This is a genomic window from Mesorhizobium sp. L48C026A00 (assembly GCF_000502375.1).
Classification (GTDB): domain Bacteria; phylum Pseudomonadota; class Alphaproteobacteria; order Rhizobiales; family Rhizobiaceae; genus Mesorhizobium; species Mesorhizobium muleiense.
In genome coordinates this window covers 90,224-107,062 of sequence record NZ_AYWU01000001.1, presented here as the reverse complement: position 1 = coordinate 107,062, position 16,839 = coordinate 90,224, and the positions used below count along the sequence as shown (strand labels likewise).

Annotated in this window: 13 protein-coding genes; 10 read left to right on the top strand and 3 right to left on the bottom strand. The window is 62.9% G+C overall.

Annotation, left to right across the window (positions count from 1 at the left end; translation table 11 throughout):
* The first annotated feature begins 128 nt into the window (after positions 1–128).
* From X738_RS46065 to X738_RS46035, 8 genes are all read left to right on the top strand, one after another.
* Complete coding sequence (locus tag X738_RS46065; RefSeq protein ID WP_023796802.1) at positions 129–3,608, top strand: indolepyruvate ferredoxin oxidoreductase family protein; 3,480 nt, start codon at positions 129–131, stop codon at positions 3,606–3,608.
* 134 nt (positions 3,609–3,742) lie between these two features.
* Positions 3,743–6,055 (top strand): putative bifunctional diguanylate cyclase/phosphodiesterase, encoded by a 2,313-nt coding sequence (locus tag X738_RS46060; protein WP_023796801.1) that lies wholly within the window; start codon positions 3,743–3,745, stop codon positions 6,053–6,055.
* A 147-nt stretch (positions 6,056–6,202) separates the two neighbouring features.
* A complete protein-coding gene (locus tag X738_RS46055; RefSeq protein WP_023796800.1) occupies positions 6,203–6,982 on the top strand; it encodes an N-acyl amino acid synthase FeeM domain-containing protein in 780 nt (259 codons plus the stop codon).
* Between the two features lie 125 nt (positions 6,983–7,107).
* Entirely contained in the window at positions 7,108–7,257 is a 150-nt protein-coding gene (locus tag X738_RS81970; protein ID WP_023796799.1) for a DUF3096 domain-containing protein, read from the top strand.
* A 199-nt stretch (positions 7,258–7,456) separates the two neighbouring features.
* Positions 7,457–7,681 carry an aa3-type cytochrome c oxidase subunit IV gene (locus X738_RS46050; protein WP_023796798.1) on the top strand — a complete coding sequence of 75 codons (225 nt, stop codon included), beginning with the start codon at positions 7,457–7,459 and terminating at the stop codon, positions 7,679–7,681.
* A gap of 86 nt (positions 7,682–7,767) precedes the next feature.
* Positions 7,768–9,039 (top strand): Re/Si-specific NAD(P)(+) transhydrogenase subunit alpha, encoded by a 1,272-nt coding sequence (locus X738_RS46045; protein WP_023796797.1) that lies wholly within the window; start codon positions 7,768–7,770, stop codon positions 9,037–9,039.
* The gene (locus tag X738_RS46040; RefSeq protein ID WP_029347614.1) at positions 9,039–9,464 is read left to right on the top strand and encodes an NAD(P) transhydrogenase subunit alpha; all 426 of its coding nucleotides are present in this window, start codon (positions 9,039–9,041) and stop codon (positions 9,462–9,464) included. The genes X738_RS46045 and X738_RS46040 overlap by 1 nt, the downstream gene beginning before the upstream one ends.
* Positions 9,465–9,470: 6 nt before the next feature.
* Positions 9,471–10,868: an NAD(P)(+) transhydrogenase (Re/Si-specific) subunit beta gene (locus tag X738_RS46035; RefSeq protein ID WP_023796795.1), complete on the top strand. Its 1,398-nt coding sequence runs from the start codon at positions 9,471–9,473 to the stop codon at positions 10,866–10,868.
* Between the two features lie 46 nt (positions 10,869–10,914).
* On the opposite strand, the gene X738_RS46030 is transcribed toward X738_RS46035, so the two are convergent.
* Both X738_RS46030 and X738_RS46025 read right to left on the bottom strand, forming a co-directional pair.
* Complete coding sequence (locus tag X738_RS46030) at positions 10,915–11,334, bottom strand: DUF1284 domain-containing protein (protein WP_023796794.1); 420 nt, start codon at positions 11,332–11,334, stop codon at positions 10,915–10,917.
* Complete coding sequence (locus X738_RS46025) at positions 11,331–11,909, bottom strand: biotin transporter BioY (RefSeq protein ID WP_023796793.1); 579 nt, start codon at positions 11,907–11,909, stop codon at positions 11,331–11,333. Before X738_RS46025 ends, X738_RS46030 begins: the two co-directional genes overlap by 4 nt.
* 349 nt (positions 11,910–12,258) lie before the next feature.
* Between X738_RS46025 and X738_RS46020 the strand changes: the two genes are divergently transcribed.
* Positions 12,259–13,758, top strand: coding sequence for a hypothetical protein (locus tag X738_RS46020; RefSeq protein WP_023796792.1), 1,500 nt, complete (start codon positions 12,259–12,261; stop codon positions 13,756–13,758).
* A 193-nt stretch (positions 13,759–13,951) separates the two neighbouring features.
* Complete coding sequence (locus X738_RS46015; protein ID WP_023796791.1) at positions 13,952–15,607, top strand: SDR family oxidoreductase; 1,656 nt, start codon at positions 13,952–13,954, stop codon at positions 15,605–15,607.
* A gap of 312 nt (positions 15,608–15,919) precedes the next feature.
* On the opposite strand, the gene X738_RS46010 is transcribed toward X738_RS46015, so the two are convergent.
* The gene (locus X738_RS46010) at positions 15,920–16,837 is read right to left on the bottom strand and encodes a membrane protein (protein WP_023796789.1); all 918 of its coding nucleotides are present in this window, start codon (positions 16,835–16,837) and stop codon (positions 15,920–15,922) included.
* Positions 16,838–16,839: the final 2 nt, after the last annotated feature.

The following is a 16,839-nucleotide window of genomic DNA, read 5'->3' as shown; positions in this document are numbered from 1 at the left end:
ATCGTTTGTTGCGCCTCGCCTGGCATCTTCGATTTTGTTTGACCTGCCCGGCAAGGGGAGAAACACTGCAGCCTCCAACTCCGACGTTGGCTGCGCTCGAACTGCGGCCTCCGCAGAGGAAATGCCTGATGACGCTGCATGATGTCGCGCTCGACGACAAGTTCGACCTGCGAAAGGAGCGCATCTTCCTTTCCGGCGCGCAGGCGGTCATCCGCATGCTTTTGATGCAGCGCGAGCGCGACCGCCGGGTTGGCCTGAATACCGCTGGCTTCGTCTCCGGCTATCGCGGCTCGCCGCTCGGCGGCCTCGACATGCAGCTTTGGAAGGCCAGGAAGCAGCTCGCCCAGTCGGACATCGTCTTCCAGCCCGGCCTCAACGAGGAACTCGCGGCCACCGCCTGCTGGGGATCGCAGCAGGCCGAATTGCTGGGCGAGGGCACGCATGACGGCGTCTTTTCGGTCTGGTACGGCAAGGGACCGGGCGTCGACCGCTCCGGCGACGTCTTCCGCCATGCCAATCTTGCCGGCTCGTCAAGACATGGCGGCGTGCTCGCCCTGATGGGCGACGACCACATGGCCGAATCCTCGACCAACGCGCACGCGACCGAGTTCCTGTTTGTCGACACCATGGTGCCGATCCTCAATCCGGCCGGGGTCCAGGAGATCATCGACTATGGGCTCTATGGCATTGCCATGTCGCGCTTCGCCGGCACCTGGGCGGCGATCAAATGCGTCAAGGACAACATCGAATCGACGGCTTCGGTCGATGCCGCGCTCGAACGGCTTGATATCGTCGTCCCGGACTTCGACATGCCGCCCGGCGGCCTCAACATCCGCAACGAGATCGATATGCTCGGCCAGGAGGAGCGACTGCATGAATACAAACGCGCCGCCGCTTCGGCCTTTATCCACGCCAACGGGCTGAATCGGATCGTCTATTCCGGCGGCAGTGGCCCGAAGCTTGGCATCGTCACCGTCGGCAAGAGCTATCTTGACGTTCGCCAGGCGCTGGAAGACATCGGCGTCGACGAAGCCGCCGCCAACCGCATCGGCATCAGGCTGTTCAAGGTTGGCTGCCCGTGGCCGCTCGACCTGCAGCACATCGCCGACTTCGCTCGCGGCCTCGACACCATCGTCGTCGTCGAGGAGAAACGCTCGCTGATCGAGGTGCAACTGCGCGAGAACCTTTACGGCACCGCCATGCAGCCGATCATCGTCGGCAAGAAGGACGAGCGCGGCGACGGGCTGTTCCCGGCCAAGGGCGCGCTCGATCCCAACGACATCGCCATCGCGCTCGGGGAGAGAATCTTGCGGACGATTGGTCCGTCGGACGAGATCGCCGCGCGGGTGGCGAAACTTCGCCAGTTCCAGGCGATGCTCGCCGAGACAACAGACATTGCCTCGCGCACGCCCTTCTTCTGCTCCGGCTGTCCGCACAATTCCTCGACCAAGGTGCCCGACGGCTCGCTCGCCGCCGCTGGCATCGGTTGCCATTTCATGGCGCTGTGGATGGATCGCAACACCGTAGGTTTCACCGCCATGGGCGGTGAGGGCGCGCAATGGGTCGGCCAGGCGCCGTTCTCGAAGCGCGACCACATCTTTCAGAATCTCGGCGACGGCACCTACAACCACTCCGGCGCGCTGGCGATCCGCTTCGCGCTGTCGACCGACGCCAACATCACCTACAAGATCCTCTACAACGACGCCGTCGCCATGACCGGCGGCCAGCCGCACGAGGGTGGCCTGACCGTGGACATGATCGCCAGGCAGGTGCGGGCCGAGGGCGTCGAGCGGATCGCCATCGTCACCGACGAGCCGGCCAAATATACCGGCAAGGTCGAATTCCCTGCAGTCGCCACCATCCATCATCGCGACGACCTCGACCTCGTGCAGCGCGAGTTGCGCGCGGTCAGGGGCACATCCGTGCTGATCTACGACCAGACCTGCGCCGCCGAAAAGCGCCGCCGCCGCAAGCGCGGCACTTTCCCCGATCCCGACAAGCGCGTCTTCATTAACGAACTGGTCTGCGAAGGCTGCGGCGATTGTGGGGTGCAGTCGAATTGTGTGTCGATCCAGCCGGTCGAGACCGAATTCGGCCGCAAGCGCAAGATCGATCAGTCGAGCTGCAACAAGGATTTCTCCTGCATCAACGGCTTCTGTCCGTCCTTCGTCACCGTGCATGGCGCCAAGATCAGGAAGGCCGAGGGTATGGCCGGCACCACCGATCCGCTCGACGGCGTGCCCGCGCCCGCGGAATTCCCGCTCGGCGACCAAGGCTGGGCGGCGATCATCGACGGCGTCGGCGGCACCGGCGTCGTCACCATCGGCGCGGTGCTTGGCATGGCGGCTCATCTCGAAGACAAGGGCTGCGGCATGATCGACATGGCCGGCCTTGCCCAGAAGGGCGGCTCGGTGTTCACCCACGTCCGCATCGCGCGCAGCCCGGACGATATCCATGCCATCCGCGTTTCGGCCGGCAAGGCAGACCTTGTGCTTGGCTGCGACCTCGTCGTGTCGGGCGCCCAAAAGGTGCTCGCCGCGGTGCGCGAAGGCCACACGATCTTCCTCGCCAACACCGCGGAGATCATGCCCGGCGAGTTTACCCGGTCGGCCGATTTCTCGCTGCCCGTTGAGCGGCTGAAAAAGGCGATCCGCACTGCCGCCGGCGACGACAAGACGCATTTTTTCGATGCCACCCGCACCGCCACCGCGCTGTTCGGCAGCTCGCTCGGCGCCAACATGTTCATGCTCGGCTTCGCCTTTCAGCATGGTGGCTTGCCGCTGTCTGCCGAGGCAGTCGAAAAGGCGATCGAGCTCAACGGCCAGTCGGTGGCGATGAACGTCTCAGCCTTCCGCTGGGGCCGCCGCGCCTCCCACCAGCCGGATTTCGTGCGCGCCCTCGTCGTTCAGCCGGGCACGGCTGCACAGAACACCGCTGTCGCCGAGACGCTCGATGACGTCATCGCCCGCCGCGTCGCCTTCCTCACCGCCTATCAGAACGCCGCTTATGGCAAGCGCTATGCCGACAGAGTGGCCGTGCTGCGCAAGGCCGAAGCCAGCGTGGCGCCCGGTTCGACTGATGTGACCGAAGCCGCCGCGAGGAACCTGTTCAAGCTGATGGCGATCAAGGACGAATACGAGGTGGCAAGGCTCTACACCGATGGCTCCTTTGCCGCTGAACTGGGCAAGCAGTTCCAGAGCTACGACAAACTCGAATTCCATCTCGCGCCGCCGATCATGGCCAGGCGCGGCAAGGACGGCAAGCCGAGGAAGTCGAACTTCGGTCCCTGGATGATGAAGGGATTCCGCCTGCTGGCAGCGATGAAAGGCTTGCGCGGCACGGTCTTTGATGTGTTCGGCTACAGCTCCGAAAGGCGTATGGAACGGCAGCTTCTTGCGCAGTACGAGGCCGACCTGGAGCTTGTCGCCGGCGCGCTGGCGCCAGGCAAGGTCGAGGCCGCGGCAGCGCTTGCCTCGGTGCCGGGACTCATTCGCGGCTATGGTCACGTCAGGCGGGCCAGCGCCGAAAAGGCCGCCGGCGAGCGCCTGAGGCTGCTCGATCGCCTGGCGAAGACACCGGCTCGGCCGGAACTCCAGGCCGCCGAGTGATCGATATGTCTTGTTTACCTGAAGGGTAGCTTCCCTGGCGTTAGCCGACCTGATGGTGAGGCCCGGAACCGCCTCTCTAAATCTTTCTTAAGGCTGATGTGACACAGCTTGCCTCCCCAGGGTGGGACTCAGGCGTGAATCTGAAAAGAAAAAACGAGATCCCGGTCGACGTCTACATTCCGTTCGTGGAAACTCTGTTCCGCGACAGCCTGACGCTTTCGATTGGATTCTTTGCCCAAACCCTGCTGGTCGCCCTGGTCTACTGGAAGACCAGGGATCCGATCTACATTGCGGTGGTCGCCGGATTTCTGATCGTCGCATTTCTGCGCCTGCGTAACATCAGAAAATACCGCCACGCCCCGTCACCCAGGAATTGGGAGGAGGCGCGCCGCCGCGAAAATGATTACATTTTCTACGGCTCCATGCATGGTTTCATGCTGGGCGCCTTCTGTTTCGCCGGCATCTACTTGGCGCATGACAACTATGCCGAAATCGCCGCTGTCTGCGTTACGCTGGCGTCCGCCACGGCGATCGCCGGCCGCAATTACGGCTCCCCGAGGATGGTCATGATCTTCATCATGACCATGACGTGGTCGATCTCGCTGGGCTTTATCCTGCGTGGCGATGTCTACCATGTGATCCTCGGTCTGATGTCGGCTCCCTTCCTATTCGCGATCAAACGCTTCGCCGATGTGGTCAGGGAAGTGCTTTTCGCCGCTTTGTCCGAAGAGAAGAAGGCGAACCGCCTCGCCCAGCGCTTCAATCGGGCGCTGAACACCATGTCTCACGGGCTTGTCATGCTCGGCCCTGACGGCCGGGTGGTGGTGGCCAACGCCGAAGCCGCGCATCTGATGTCGCTCAAGTCGCCCGACGCGCTGCTCGGGCGATCGATCCACGGCCTGCTGATGCGCGGCGTTGCCGGCGGCATGCTGGCGCCGAAGGACTGCCGCTACATCGAAGCCCAGCTTACGCGCGCCCTGCGCGAGGGCCGCGACCGCAAGGTTCTCGTCTCGCTCGCGAACGGGCAGCACTATGAGTTCTCGGCGCGTGAGGGCAGCCAGGAACTGGGCGTCATCACCTTCGAGGATGTGACGGCCCGCGTCGAGGCAGAAGGCAAGATCCGCTTCATGGCGCGCTACGACAGCCTCACCGGCCTGCCCAACCGCGCCTATTTCCACGAGCTGATCGAAGAGGCCATGGCATCCGGTGACCTCGAGCGTCTCTGCGGGCTCGCCGTGCTCGACCTCGACGACTTCAAGAGCGTCAACGACACGCTTGGCCACCCGGTCGGCGACGGATTGATCTACGCCGTCGCGGAGCGGCTGGCAGCGATCGCCGGACCAGGCGTCACCATCAGCCGTTTCGGCGGCGACGAGTTCATGGCCTTCTTCGACCGCGTTGAGGACGAGAGCCACCTGACCAGCCAAATCGACGGGATTTTCATTGAACTGCAGGGCGAGGTCGACGTGGCCGGCCACGGACTGCGTATCCAGGCCAGCGGTGGCGCGGTGCTGTCGCGGGTCAGGGATACCGATGTCGACGCCATGATCGTCAAGGCGGACCTGGCGCTCTACAAAGCCAAGGAACTCGGCAAGAACACCTGGCGGCTGTTCGAGGCATCGATGGATGCCGCTTTCCGCAACCGTCAGCTGATGAAGGCGGATCTGCGCACTGCGGTGGAAAGCAAGGGGTTGCGGGTGGTTTACCAGCCGATCGTGGCGATGAGTACGATGCGCATAGCCAGTTGCGAGGCGCTGTGCCGTTGGGACCACCCCGATCTCGGACCGATCTCGCCCAGCATCTTCATTCCGCTGGCGGAGGAAATGGGCATCATCTCCGAGATCAGCACCTTCGTCCTGCATGCGGCGTGCGTCGAATGCGCCAAATGGCCAGCACGGACCAGTGTCTCGGTCAATCTCTCGGCCAAGGACTTTCGCAACCGCGACGTTGTGCAAAAGGTTCGCGATGCGCTCGCCAGCTCCGGCCTCGCCGCCGGCCGCCTGGAGATCGAGGTCACCGAGACGGCGCTGCTCGACGACAAGTCGCTGACGCGTCAGTATATCGAGGAATTGAAGCGGCTTGGCGTGCGCATCGCGCTCGACGATTTCGGCACCGGCTATTCGAGCCTGAGCTATCTCCACAAGCTGCCGCTCGACAAGATCAAGATCGACCGTTCATTCCTGATGGACGTCACCCAGAACAGCCGTTCGCTCGAACTGCTCAAGGGCATCGTCAATCTGTCACGGCCGCTGGGGCTTTCGGTGACTGTCGAGGGCGTCGAGACTTTCGAGCAGCTCAAGATCCTGGCCTTGCAGGTCAAGCCGGACCTGGTTCAGGGATTCCTGTTCGGCTCGGCGCTCAGCGCATCCGGCATCGAAACGATGGCGAGCACGGTCTGGCCCTTCGCCAAGGACATCAAGACGGCCAGCAAGGCGACGCATCGCTGAATTCTACCGAAAAAACTGGTACTTTAGTATAATTACGCCAATTGTTAACCTTAATAGCTGGTAAATGATCTCTATCTTATTTTCATCTTTACATCATACGGCCCTGCCGTAGTGTTGATCGCGGCGGCAGTTGCGGGGAACGAGTTGATGATTGTCGAGTTGACTTCGCCTCGCCAGGCGGCGGGTGCGGACGGGACTAATGCGTCTGACGATATGTCAGGCTTTGCCAGGAACGTCTCGGCGATGCTCGAGCGGACGGAATATCGCCGCTGCGACAAGGGCGAAGATCTCGAAGACATTTACAGGTTGCGCTACAAATCTTACCGTCTGAGCGATATGGTCCCGGAGAATCCCGACCATATTGTGCATGACGAGCTCGACGAAGCGGCCAATTGCTCCAAGTTCGGAATCTATATCGACGGCGTTCTGGTCAGTACGCTGCGTATTCACCATGCCTGCAGCGCCACGCCGCAGTCGCCTTCCACGACGGTTTATGGCGACATATTGCGCCCTATGCTGGCGTCTGGTCTGCATTTTGCCGATCCCAGCCGCTTTGCCGCCGATCCGGACTGGTCGCGGGTCTATCCGCAAATTCCGTATCTGACGCTGCGCCTCGCTGGCATGGCATGCTTCTACTTCGACGCGCCTTATTGTCTCTCCACCATCCGCCCGGAACATGCAGGCTTCTATCGTCGCATTTACTGTTCCGAACAAATTGGCGAGTTACGCAATTATCCGGGCCTGAATTACAAGGTCGTGCTCTACCGAGCCGACGTCAGCGCCATTCGCGAACGGTCTTTCTCCCGGTTCCCATTCTTTCGGTCGACGCCGATGGAGCAGCGCATGCTGTTTGAGACACCCAGTGCCGGTGAACTCGCGCCGCTGACCATTCTGCCGACCGCCAAATACTACCGCGAAGCCGCCTGACAAATGGCAAATTTAGAGCGCGGCTGGAGCTTTCAGGCCGCTTCGGCGTTCTGGAGGCGCGCCGGTGGCGCGGACGACGTCAATCTGGATCGCTTCGGCGGAAATTCTACCGAAAGGAACCCGACATGACCATTCCCACGCTCGCACTCACTCCGTTGATCTCGCTGATTGCCGGCGTGCTGATCCTGGTGATGCCGCGACTCCTCAACTACATCGTCGCGCTCTACCTGATCGTCGTCGGGCTGCTTGGGCTGTTTCCGCAACTCGCCGGCTGAAAATGTCGGCAGGCGCGGCGCGTTAGCCGGAAAGCAAGCGCGAGGCGGCAGCCGCGAGCGCCTCCGAAACGACATCGTGCATCTGGCGGCTCCAATTTTCTTTTGAGGCTGTTGTCTTCAGCGATGCGGCAATAGCGCCATTGCCCTCGGCCTGGCTTTTCGCTATGTGCCTGAAAGATGTCTTCGAAGGGGTATTCCTATGGCTGATCACTCGCCGACCGGTCCTGTCGAACTAGGCGCGAAGATGGACTATGCCGAGCACGACCGCACCTATGCCGGCTTTATCATGCTCGCCAAATACGGGTCGCTGTTTTGCGCCGCCGTGCTTCTGGCAATGGCTTTCGGTTTCTTTGCGGGCGGCTTCTTCTCGGGCTTTGTCCTGTTCGTTCTGATCCTCGCCGTCGGCGCTTTCATTCTCCGGTAAATTCTTCAAAACTCCCTTGCCCGCGACATCGCCGGAAGTTCGGTCGGCGTCCTGCGCAGACAGGTTCCAGCCGAAAGGATCATGCGGTGGGACAGACGGTTTTCATCCCTCGTGAGCTCGATGCGAACGAGCCGCGCGTTGCTGCCTCGCCCGACACGGTGAAGCGGCTGGCGGGGCTGGGGTTTGACGTCATCGTCGAAAGCGGCGCCGGCACGGCATCGCGCATTCCCGACGAGGAGTTCGCCAAGGCCGGCGCTGCGATCGGTAAGGCCGGCGATGTCGCCAAGGCTGATGTGGTGCTGAAGGTGCGCCGGCCTGATGAGGCGGAGCTGAAGGCCTATCGCCCGGGCAGTGCCGTCATCGCCATCATCGATCCCTATGGCAACGATGCTGCGGTCGATGCTCTGGCAAGGGCCGGCGTCACCGCCTTCTCGATGGAGTTCATGCCGCGCATCACGCGCGCCCAATCGATGGATGTCCTGTCCAGCCAGGCCAACCTCGCCGGCTATCAGGCGGTGATCGACGCGGCTGCCGAATATGACCGGGCGCTGCCGATGATGATGACGGCGGCGGGCACGGTGCCGGCGGCGAAAGCTTTCGTCATGGGCGTCGGCGTCGCCGGCCTGCAGGCGATCGCTACTGCGCGTCGTCTCGGTGCCGTGGTCACCGCCACCGACGTGCGTCCCGCCGCCAAGGAACAGGTCGCCTCGCTGGGGGCAAAGTTCCTGGCGGTCGAGGATGAGGAGTTCAAGGCGGCCGAGACGGCTGGCGGCTACGCCAAGGAAATGTCCAGGGAATACCAGGCCAAGCAGGCCGCGCTGACTGCCGAGCACATCGCCAAGCAGGACATCGTCATCACCACGGCGCTGATTCCGGGCCGTCCGGCGCCGAAGCTGGTTTCGGCCGCGATGGTCGCCTCGATGAAGCCGGGCTCGGTGATCGTAGACCTAGCGGTCGAGCGCGGCGGCAATGTCGAGGGCGCCGTGCCCGGGCAGGTGGTGACCACGGCCAACGGCGTGAAAATCGTCGGCCATCTCAACGTGCCGGGCCGCGTCGCTGCCTCCGCCTCGCTGCTCTATGCCAGGAACCTGTTTGCGTTCCTCGAGACGCTGGTCGACAAGACCGCGAAGACGCTTGCCATCAACCGCGACGACGAATTGGTCAAGGCGACGATGCTGACCGATGGTGGCCAGGTCGTGCATCCGGCTTTCGCCGGCAAGCCGGCGGTGATGATCGCCTCGGCTGAGCCTGCGAAGCCCGCCGCTGCAAAAGATCCAGCCCTGCCAAAGAAAGCTGCCGCATCCAGGAAAGCTGCCGCACCCAAATCGCCCGCTAATAAGTCGAAAGGGATCGCGTGATGGACCAGACCTTGCAGAAAGCCCTCGACCAGCTCGACCAGGCCACCGCCGCCGTCCGGCTCGCTGTGCAGGATCTGGCCACCGCTCCAGGCGGCACCGATGCGGCGGGCGACGCCGCGCACGCGCTGTCCGGCGGGGCAATCGATCCGTTCGTCTTCCGCTTCGCCATTTTCGTGCTGGCGATCTTTGTCGGCTATTACGTCGTCTGGTCGGTGACGCCGGCGCTGCACACGCCGCTGATGGCCGTCACCAACGCCATTTCCTCGGTCATCGTCGTCGGCGCGCTGCTTGCCGTCGGCATCTCGGCGTCCGGCATCGCCACCGGCTTCGGTTTCGTCGCGCTGATGCTGGTCTCGGTCAACATCTTCGGCGGCTTTCTCGTCACCCAGCGCATGCTGGCGATGTACAAGAAGAAGGACAAGTAGAGCGCCATGAACGCCAACTTCGCCTCCTTCCTCTATCTGGTCTCCGGCATCCTGTTCATCCTGGCATTGCGCGGCCTGTCGCACCCGACCACGAGCCGCCAGGGCAACATGTACGGCATGATCGGCATGGGCATCGCCATTGCCACCACGCTGGCGCTGGCGACCCCTTCGGCGGGAGGCTTCGGCCTCATCGTGCTCGGCCTTTTGATCGGCGGCTCGGTCGGCGCGGTCACCGCACGGCGCATCGCCATGACCTCGATGCCGCAGCTGGTCGCCGCCTTCCATTCGCTGGTTGGCCTTGCCGCCGTCATGGTGGCGGCTGCCGCCGTCTATGCGCCGGAAAGTTTTGACATCGGCACGGTCGCCGACATCCACGCCCAGGCGCTGATCGAGATGAGCCTCGGCGTCGCCATCGGCGCCATCACCTTCACCGGCTCGGTCATCGCCTTCCTCAAGCTCGACGGCCGCATGTCGGGCAAGCCGATCATGATCGGCGGCCGTCATTTCATCAACGCCGCCCTCGGCATCGGACTGATCGTGCTGATCGTGCTGCTGGTCACCACCGAGTCCAAGCTGGTGTTCTGGCTGATCGTGGCGGCATCTCTTGTCCTTGGCGTCCTTCTCATCATCCCGATCGGCGGCGCCGACATGCCGGTGGTCGTCTCGATGCTGAATTCCTATTCGGGCTGGGCGGCTGCGGCACTCGGCTTCACGCTCGGCAATCTGGCGCTGATCATCACCGGCGCGCTGGTCGGCTCGTCCGGAGCGATCCTGTCCTACATCATGTGCAAGGGCATGAACCGGTCGTTCATCTCGGTCATCCTCGGCGGCTTCGGCGGCGAGACGTCCGCCACTGCCGACGATGGCATCGAGCGCACGGTCAAGCAGGGTTCGGCCGACGATGCCGCCTATCTGATGATGAACGCGCAGAAGGTCGTCATCGTGCCTGGTTACGGCATGGCGGTCGCCCAGGCGCAGCACGCGCTGCGCGAGATGGCCGACAAGCTCAAGGCCAATGGCGTCGACGTGAAATACGCCATTCATCCGGTCGCCGGCCGCATGCCCGGCCACATGAACGTGCTCCTGGCCGAAGCCAACGTGCCTTACGACGAAGTGTTTGAGCTCGAGGACATCAACTCCGAATTCGCGCAGGCCGACGTCGCCTATGTCATCGGCGCCAACGACGTCACCAACCCGTCCGCCCGCGACGACAAGTCGTCGCCGATCTACGGCATGCCGATCCTCGATGTCGACAAGGCTCGCACCTGTCTGTTCGTCAAGCGCTCGCTCGGCTCCGGCTATGCCGGCATTGACAACACGCTGTTCTACAAGGACGGCACCATGATGCTGCTCGGCGACGCCAAGAAGATGACCGAAGAGATCGTCAAGGCGATGGATCACTGATCCGGGTTGGCGACCCCGACAATCGTCGCACTGCGAGCGTTGCCTTTCACCGGAGTGCCACCGTTCCATAGTCTGAAGCGGCGATTGAACTGCAAAGGTCAAACCACTCGCACCCGCCGCAAGCACCCCGGGTGCGGCCCGAAGAGAACGCATCGCGCATAGTTCGCAGAAGCGAGGGATGGAGCTGAAGTTCCATGTCCTCGGCAATCGAGTACCCCAGAAGCGTACCAACACTGGCCGCCGCCTGACGGTCGCGCTCCGTCACGCTGTCGCGAAGGCAGTGCGGCTCCGCCTCACCGAGCAGGGGCGCGCAAATATCGTCAGGCCCGGAGACGATCAGGATGTGTTCGCCTGCGGAGAGCCGAGCCGCGATCGCGTCGAAATTGGCGACGAACGCAGCGCTGTAACCCTTGCCTGCGTAAGTCAGCAGGCAAAGGAGATGGTGCGGCCGCAGCCGGACGGTCATTTTTGCGCGCGGGTCATGAGCTTGAGCGTCACCGCGGCCAATGCCGACTTGAGCGCCCCGCCGATCAGGAACGGCGTGACGCCGTGGACAATTGCCTGTTCGATGCCAATGGCGATGGAAAGCCATGCTGCGCCCAGCACGAGGCAAAGCGCGTTGCCCAGGAGCATGGAGACGAACGCCAGCCAGGGGCGGTTGCCGTTCCAGCCGCGCTCCGCCAGCCATCCCGTGAGCGCGCCGACCACGGGGAAAGCAAAGAGGTATCCGGCGGTCGGGCCGACAAAGTGATGCGCACCGGCAGCGCCCCCAGATAGAACCGGCAACCCGATCGCGCCTTCGACCAACCATGCAACGATCGTGGCCGCGCCGAGTCTCCAGCCATAGACCGCGCCGATCAGGGTGACCGCAAAGGTCTGCATGGTCACGGGCACCGGAACCATAGGCACTTCGATGTAAGACGCCAATGCCAGAAATACGGTTCCCAGGCCGACCGCCCCGATCTGCCAGGACAGCGACCAGTCGCGGATGCGCGGCGCGCTTGAAGCCGCGTGGCTGGCGGAGGTGGGGTTATGAGGCATATGTGTTCTCTTTCGTACTGGCTGTGAAGCAGGCGCTATACCTGACTTGCGGGATTGAACGACGTGCTGCCCGGGAGGACGGAGTAGCGGATCAGGCGGCTGTCGGCAACGGCGGCTTGCCGATGCTTCATGGCGGCGCGACAAACGGCGCCGGATGTCACAGTCCTAAGTTTCGCGACAAAATCGCCAGCGTTGAACTCTTCAACAAATTCCTGTCGCAAAACCCTCCCGCAAAAAGTCGGCGATTTGCGACAGATATCTGCGACGCTTTTTGCACTTGCTTCGGATTCAGCACTACGATGGGCAAGTTCTGTTCCGATGGACGGATTTGTCACCAACGGAGGCACCGGTGTCTGGCCCCCAGCCTGTCGCTTCGCCGACCAAGTCCGGCTCGCCCGCGAAGGCCAACCTGCCTGCCCCCGGAAAGGCGCCGCGCAAGCTCAGCCAGGCCGTGGTCATCGTGCATGGCATGGGCGAACAGCGACCGATGGGCACGCTGAGGGAATTTGTTCAGGCTGTTTGGAGCCATGATTCCGCCCGCGCGCCGTTTTATGCCCATGTCGCGGATCCGGCCAACCCAGGCGGCGACAAGATCAACCAGAGCTGGATCACGCCTGACAGCCGGACGAACTCGCACGAACTTCGCCGGATCACCACCCCTTATGATGTCGATGGCCGCCGCACTGATTTCTACGAGCTTTACTGGGCCGACATCACGCAAGGCACGACGCGGGGCCGGCTTGCGGCCTGGGTGACAAATCTGCTCTGGCGCAAGCCCGCCGACATTCCGCGCGACGCCCGCGGGCTCTATGTCGTTACGCTTCTGGCAGTCATAACAGTCTTGGTCGCGGCGTTCGTGCTCGCGACGTCGGCCTTGCAAGGGTATATTTCCTGGATCACGGGCATGCTCGCCACGATCCTGGCCTCGTTCGTCGTCTGGGCGGTTGACCGGTTTGGTCTTCCTTATTTCGGTGATGTGGCCGCCTATGTGCGGGCTGAAGCGGCAACGGTCGAGAAGCGCGCGCTTGTCCGCGACCGTGGCCTGACACTGTTGAGGCGCCTCATGGTGGACGACGGCTACGACCGCATCGTGCTGGTCTCGCACAGCCTGGGGTCAATCATCGCCTATGATCTGCTGCAGATATTGTGGGCCGATTTCAGGCCACGAAAGCTGGAAGCCCTCCGCGACAAGGCGAGACTGAAAGCGATCCGCGCCGTCGACAAGGCTACGCTCAAGTCAGATGGTTCTGCGTGGCCCGACAAATTGGATGATTTTGCCGGATTCCGGCGCGCCCAATGGGAGCTCTACCGCCACCTCCGCGCCGGCGACGCCGATCATCCATTGCCTTGGAAGATCAGCGATTTCGTCACGCTCGGCAGTCCGCTGACCCACAGCGAATTTCTGGTGACCTACAATCTCGCCGAATTCAGGCGCGGCATCGCTGAGCGGCTGTTCTCGGCATGCCCGCCGATCGCCGAGACGGCGGCCGGTGGAACCGTCCTCTATCAGGAAGGGCGCAGCCGTTCGGGCAAGCCGCAGCGGGCGGTGCATCATGGTGCGGTGTTTGCCGCGACGCGCTGGACCAACATCTTCGACAGGGGTAATGGCTGGCTGACCGGCGACCCGATCTCAGGACCGATGGCCGAAAATTTCGGCCCCGGCGTGGAGAACATTCAGGTCGAACTGCGCAGTTCGCTTGGCCGCATCTTCACGCACAGGCTCTACTGGTCGCTGGAGGCGACCGGCGTCGAGGTCGCGGCAGCCGCCGGCACCCCGCCGCGCTCGCATATCGGCGTGCTGCGTGACGCCGTCGATCTCGGCCGAAAACTGGAACGACCCGAAGCATAAAGCGGATTGGCGCGCCGGAGCATGCCAATACCGCAAATATCCGGTGCGCAGTCTCACAAAAAACCGAAAGAGTTCTCAATAACCTCGATAAGCTGGTGCGATCAATGTCAAGCGGCTTTCGAAAATTGCCCTACCGCAAACCGAAAATTGCGACGGTTCTGTCGCTGAAAAGCGGAAACGTTTGAAAGCACGCATGAGGATCCTGATCCTGGGCGGATACGGCGTTTTCGGCGGGCGCCTGGTGGAGCTCCTATCCGACATACCGGAGATTGAACTCATCATCTGCGGCCGCGACTTCTCTCGCGCCGAGGCGTTCTGCGCGCGTTACAGAGGGCGGGCCCGGGTTCGGCCGCTTGCGCTTGATCGCGCAGAAATTGTGGCCGGCCTGCGCGCGCAACGGCCCAATCTGGTCGTCGACGCGTCCGGGCCGTTCCAACATTATGGGACCAATCGCTATCGTGTGATTTCGGCCTGCATCGACGCTGGCATCGACTATCTCGACTTTGCCGACGCCGCCGACTTTGTGTTCGGCGTGCCTCAGTTCGACGCGCAAGCAAAGGACGCAGGCATATTCATTCTATCGGGCATCAGCAGCTTTCCTGTGCTGACCGCCGCCGTCCTGCGCGAGATGGCGAAGACGATGGACATCGTCTCTGTGAAAGGCGGCATCGCCCCTTCGCCCTATGCCGGAATCGGCCTCAACGTCATGCGTGCGGTGGTGGGCTATGCCGGCGCTCCGGTGAAGCTGCGACGACATGGGGTGCAATCGCATGGCATCGCTCTGGCTGAAAGCATGCGCTTCACCATCGCGGTGCCGGGCCGGCTGCCGCTCCGGAACATCCGTTTCTCGCTGGTGGACGTACCGGACTTGCAGGTCATCCCGCCCGAGCATCCCTCAATGACCGATATCTGGATGGGAGCCGGGCCAGTCCCGGAAATCTTGCACCGGACACTCAACCTCCTGGCGAAGGCGCGCGCGAGGTTCAGGCTCTCGTCGCTGGAACCTTTCTCGCGTCTCTTCTACGCGGTGCTCAACCGAATGCGTTTTGGCGAGCATCGCGGCGGTATGTTCGTCAGCGCGTACGGCACCACGGATGGGCAGAACGCCGAACGGAGCTGGCATCTTTTGGCCGAAGGGGATGACGGACCATACATCCCATCGATGGCCATCGAAGCGATCATCCGTAAATTGCTGGCGGGCACTCGTCCGGAGGCCGGAGCACGGTCCGGGGTTCGCGCCCTTGAGCTTGCAGACTATGAGGCGCTGTTCCAAAGCCGGAAGATATTCACCGGGTTTCGGGGACACGAGATCGTTGCGCCCCTGTACTGCGGGATTCTCGGATCCGCCTTCTCCTCACTTGCTCCGCGCCTTCAGGATCTGCATGGCAGCACCGCCACCCGCCAATGGACGGGCTTCGCCGAGGTACGACGCGGTCGCCGCCCGGCGGCCGCGTTCGTGGCGGCGCTTGTCGGCTTCCCGAAAGCTGCGCCACGGGTGCCGGTCACGGTGACATTTTCGCCCGAGAACCGCTCTGAACACTGGATCCGTAGTTTCGACGGCAAGTGTTTTTCTTCGATTCAGTCGGCCGGCACTGGGAGGGACCAGCATCTTCTGGTGGAACGGTTTGGGATCGCGTCCTTCGCGTTGGCTGTGGTGGTGGACGGCGATTGTCTGACCCTGGTTCCGAGACGATGGTCGCTGCTGGGTATTCCAATGCCCGGCTTCCTCCTTCCCAAAGGCTCGAGCTTCGAAACGGAACGGGACGGGCAATTCTGCTTCGATGTGGAAATTTCGATGCCGTTGATCGGCCTGATCGTGGCGTATCGGGGGAGGCTCAGCCCAACCTGAATAGGTTGAGCCAAAGACAGGTAACGGTAACGGTGTGCCACCCGCACCTGGGCAAAAAAATCCTGGATTCGGTGTGGAGGACCAGCAGCCTGCCGCCGGCACCCCGCGGCGCTCGCATATCGACGTGCTGCGTGACACCGTCGATCTCGGCCGCAAACTGGAGCCAAGCCAGCCGGCACCGACGACTTCTGCCGGAAGATAGGGCACGCTCGTTTGGGCGAATCAGCGCGCAGTTCATGGCGATGACGTCGTCAAAACAACCGGTCGATGCCGGGGAAAGTCTCGGCGTCGATGGAACCCCTCAAGCACCGATCAACGGTTGGTCAGGAAGACCGCCTCCTCATCGTCGCGCTGCCTGCCCCCAAGTGCTGCCGCGGCGCTTGCGATGAAAGCGCCGACGACCAGGGACAGCGCGCCAAGCAGCGCGAAGGTGGCACCGGCTTTCCTGGCGGTATCGGCAGCCTGCTGGGCCTGGACCTTCGCCTCTTCGACCCTGGCAAGCACGGCATCGACACGGGCCCTGGCATCGGGTTCCGACAGCCCGGTGCGGGCGGCTACCAACTGCGACAGATAGGTCTTGTCGTCGGCTGACACTTCGCCTGCTGCTGCGCTCGCGATCAAAATGCGCGAGGCCTGCGCCGTCGCCGCCGCATCGCTCTCCGGGTTGGCGGCCGCAAGCCTGGCCGCATCGGCCGGGCGGAACAACGCATCGACGAAGTACGACGTTGCGGTGTCGGTCGCGGCGTCTCCGGCGTTTGCAGTAGCACCTGCCGAAGCGCCCATTGCCGCGCCCGACGCGACTGTCGAAGCGGCGTGGACGCCGGTTCCGACAGCTGCGGAGAGCGCCGAGCCGAGCACACCGGCGACGAGCAACGTTGCAAGCGCCCAGGCGAGGAAGCCGTGTGCGGTATCGCGGAAAAAGACCTCATCGGTGTGGACGCCGACCCATTTGGTGCGTAGGCGCCCGGCAAGATAACCGCCTACGGCCGACGACAGCCACTGCACGATGATCAGCCACGCAGCCGTGGAGGCCGCGAAAGTTGTGACTGAGGTGCTCAAGCCGGACCACGGCGAAACCATCGTCAGCCCGAGCCCGGAGCCGAGCAGCATCAGGATCAATGTTAGCGCCGAGGCAGCAAAGGCGCCGGCCACGATTGGCCCCCAGCTGACAGCGGTAGAAGAGGATTCCGTCGGTGCGGAAACGTCGACAGCTGTTAAGGTTGACTGCATGT

Excerpts from the sequence above, each read along its gene's own strand:
- X738_RS46065 (WP_023796802.1), top strand. The coding sequence starts at position 129 with ATGACGCTGCATGATGTCGCGCTCGACGACAAGTTCGACCTGCGAAAG.
- X738_RS46055 (WP_023796800.1), top strand. The coding sequence starts at position 6,203 with ATGATTGTCGAGTTGACTTCGCCTCGCCAGGCGGCGGGTGCGGACGGG.
- X738_RS81970 (WP_023796799.1), top strand. The coding sequence starts at position 7,108 with ATGACCATTCCCACGCTCGCACTCACTCCGTTGATCTCGCTGATTGCC.
- X738_RS46050 (WP_023796798.1), top strand. The coding sequence starts at position 7,457 with ATGGCTGATCACTCGCCGACCGGTCCTGTCGAACTAGGCGCGAAGATG.
- X738_RS46040 (WP_029347614.1), top strand. The coding sequence starts at position 9,039 with ATGGACCAGACCTTGCAGAAAGCCCTCGACCAGCTCGACCAGGCCACC.
- X738_RS46035 (WP_023796795.1), top strand. The coding sequence starts at position 9,471 with ATGAACGCCAACTTCGCCTCCTTCCTCTATCTGGTCTCCGGCATCCTG.
- X738_RS46030 (WP_023796794.1), bottom strand. The coding sequence starts at position 11,334 with ATGACCGTCCGGCTGCGGCCGCACCATCTCCTTTGCCTGCTGACTTAC.
- X738_RS46025 (WP_023796793.1), bottom strand. The coding sequence starts at position 11,909 with ATGCCTCATAACCCCACCTCCGCCAGCCACGCGGCTTCAAGCGCGCCG.
- X738_RS46015 (WP_023796791.1), top strand. The coding sequence starts at position 13,952 with ATGAGGATCCTGATCCTGGGCGGATACGGCGTTTTCGGCGGGCGCCTG.
- X738_RS46010 (WP_023796789.1), bottom strand. The coding sequence starts at position 16,837 with ATGCAGTCAACCTTAACAGCTGTCGACGTTTCCGCACCGACGGAATCC.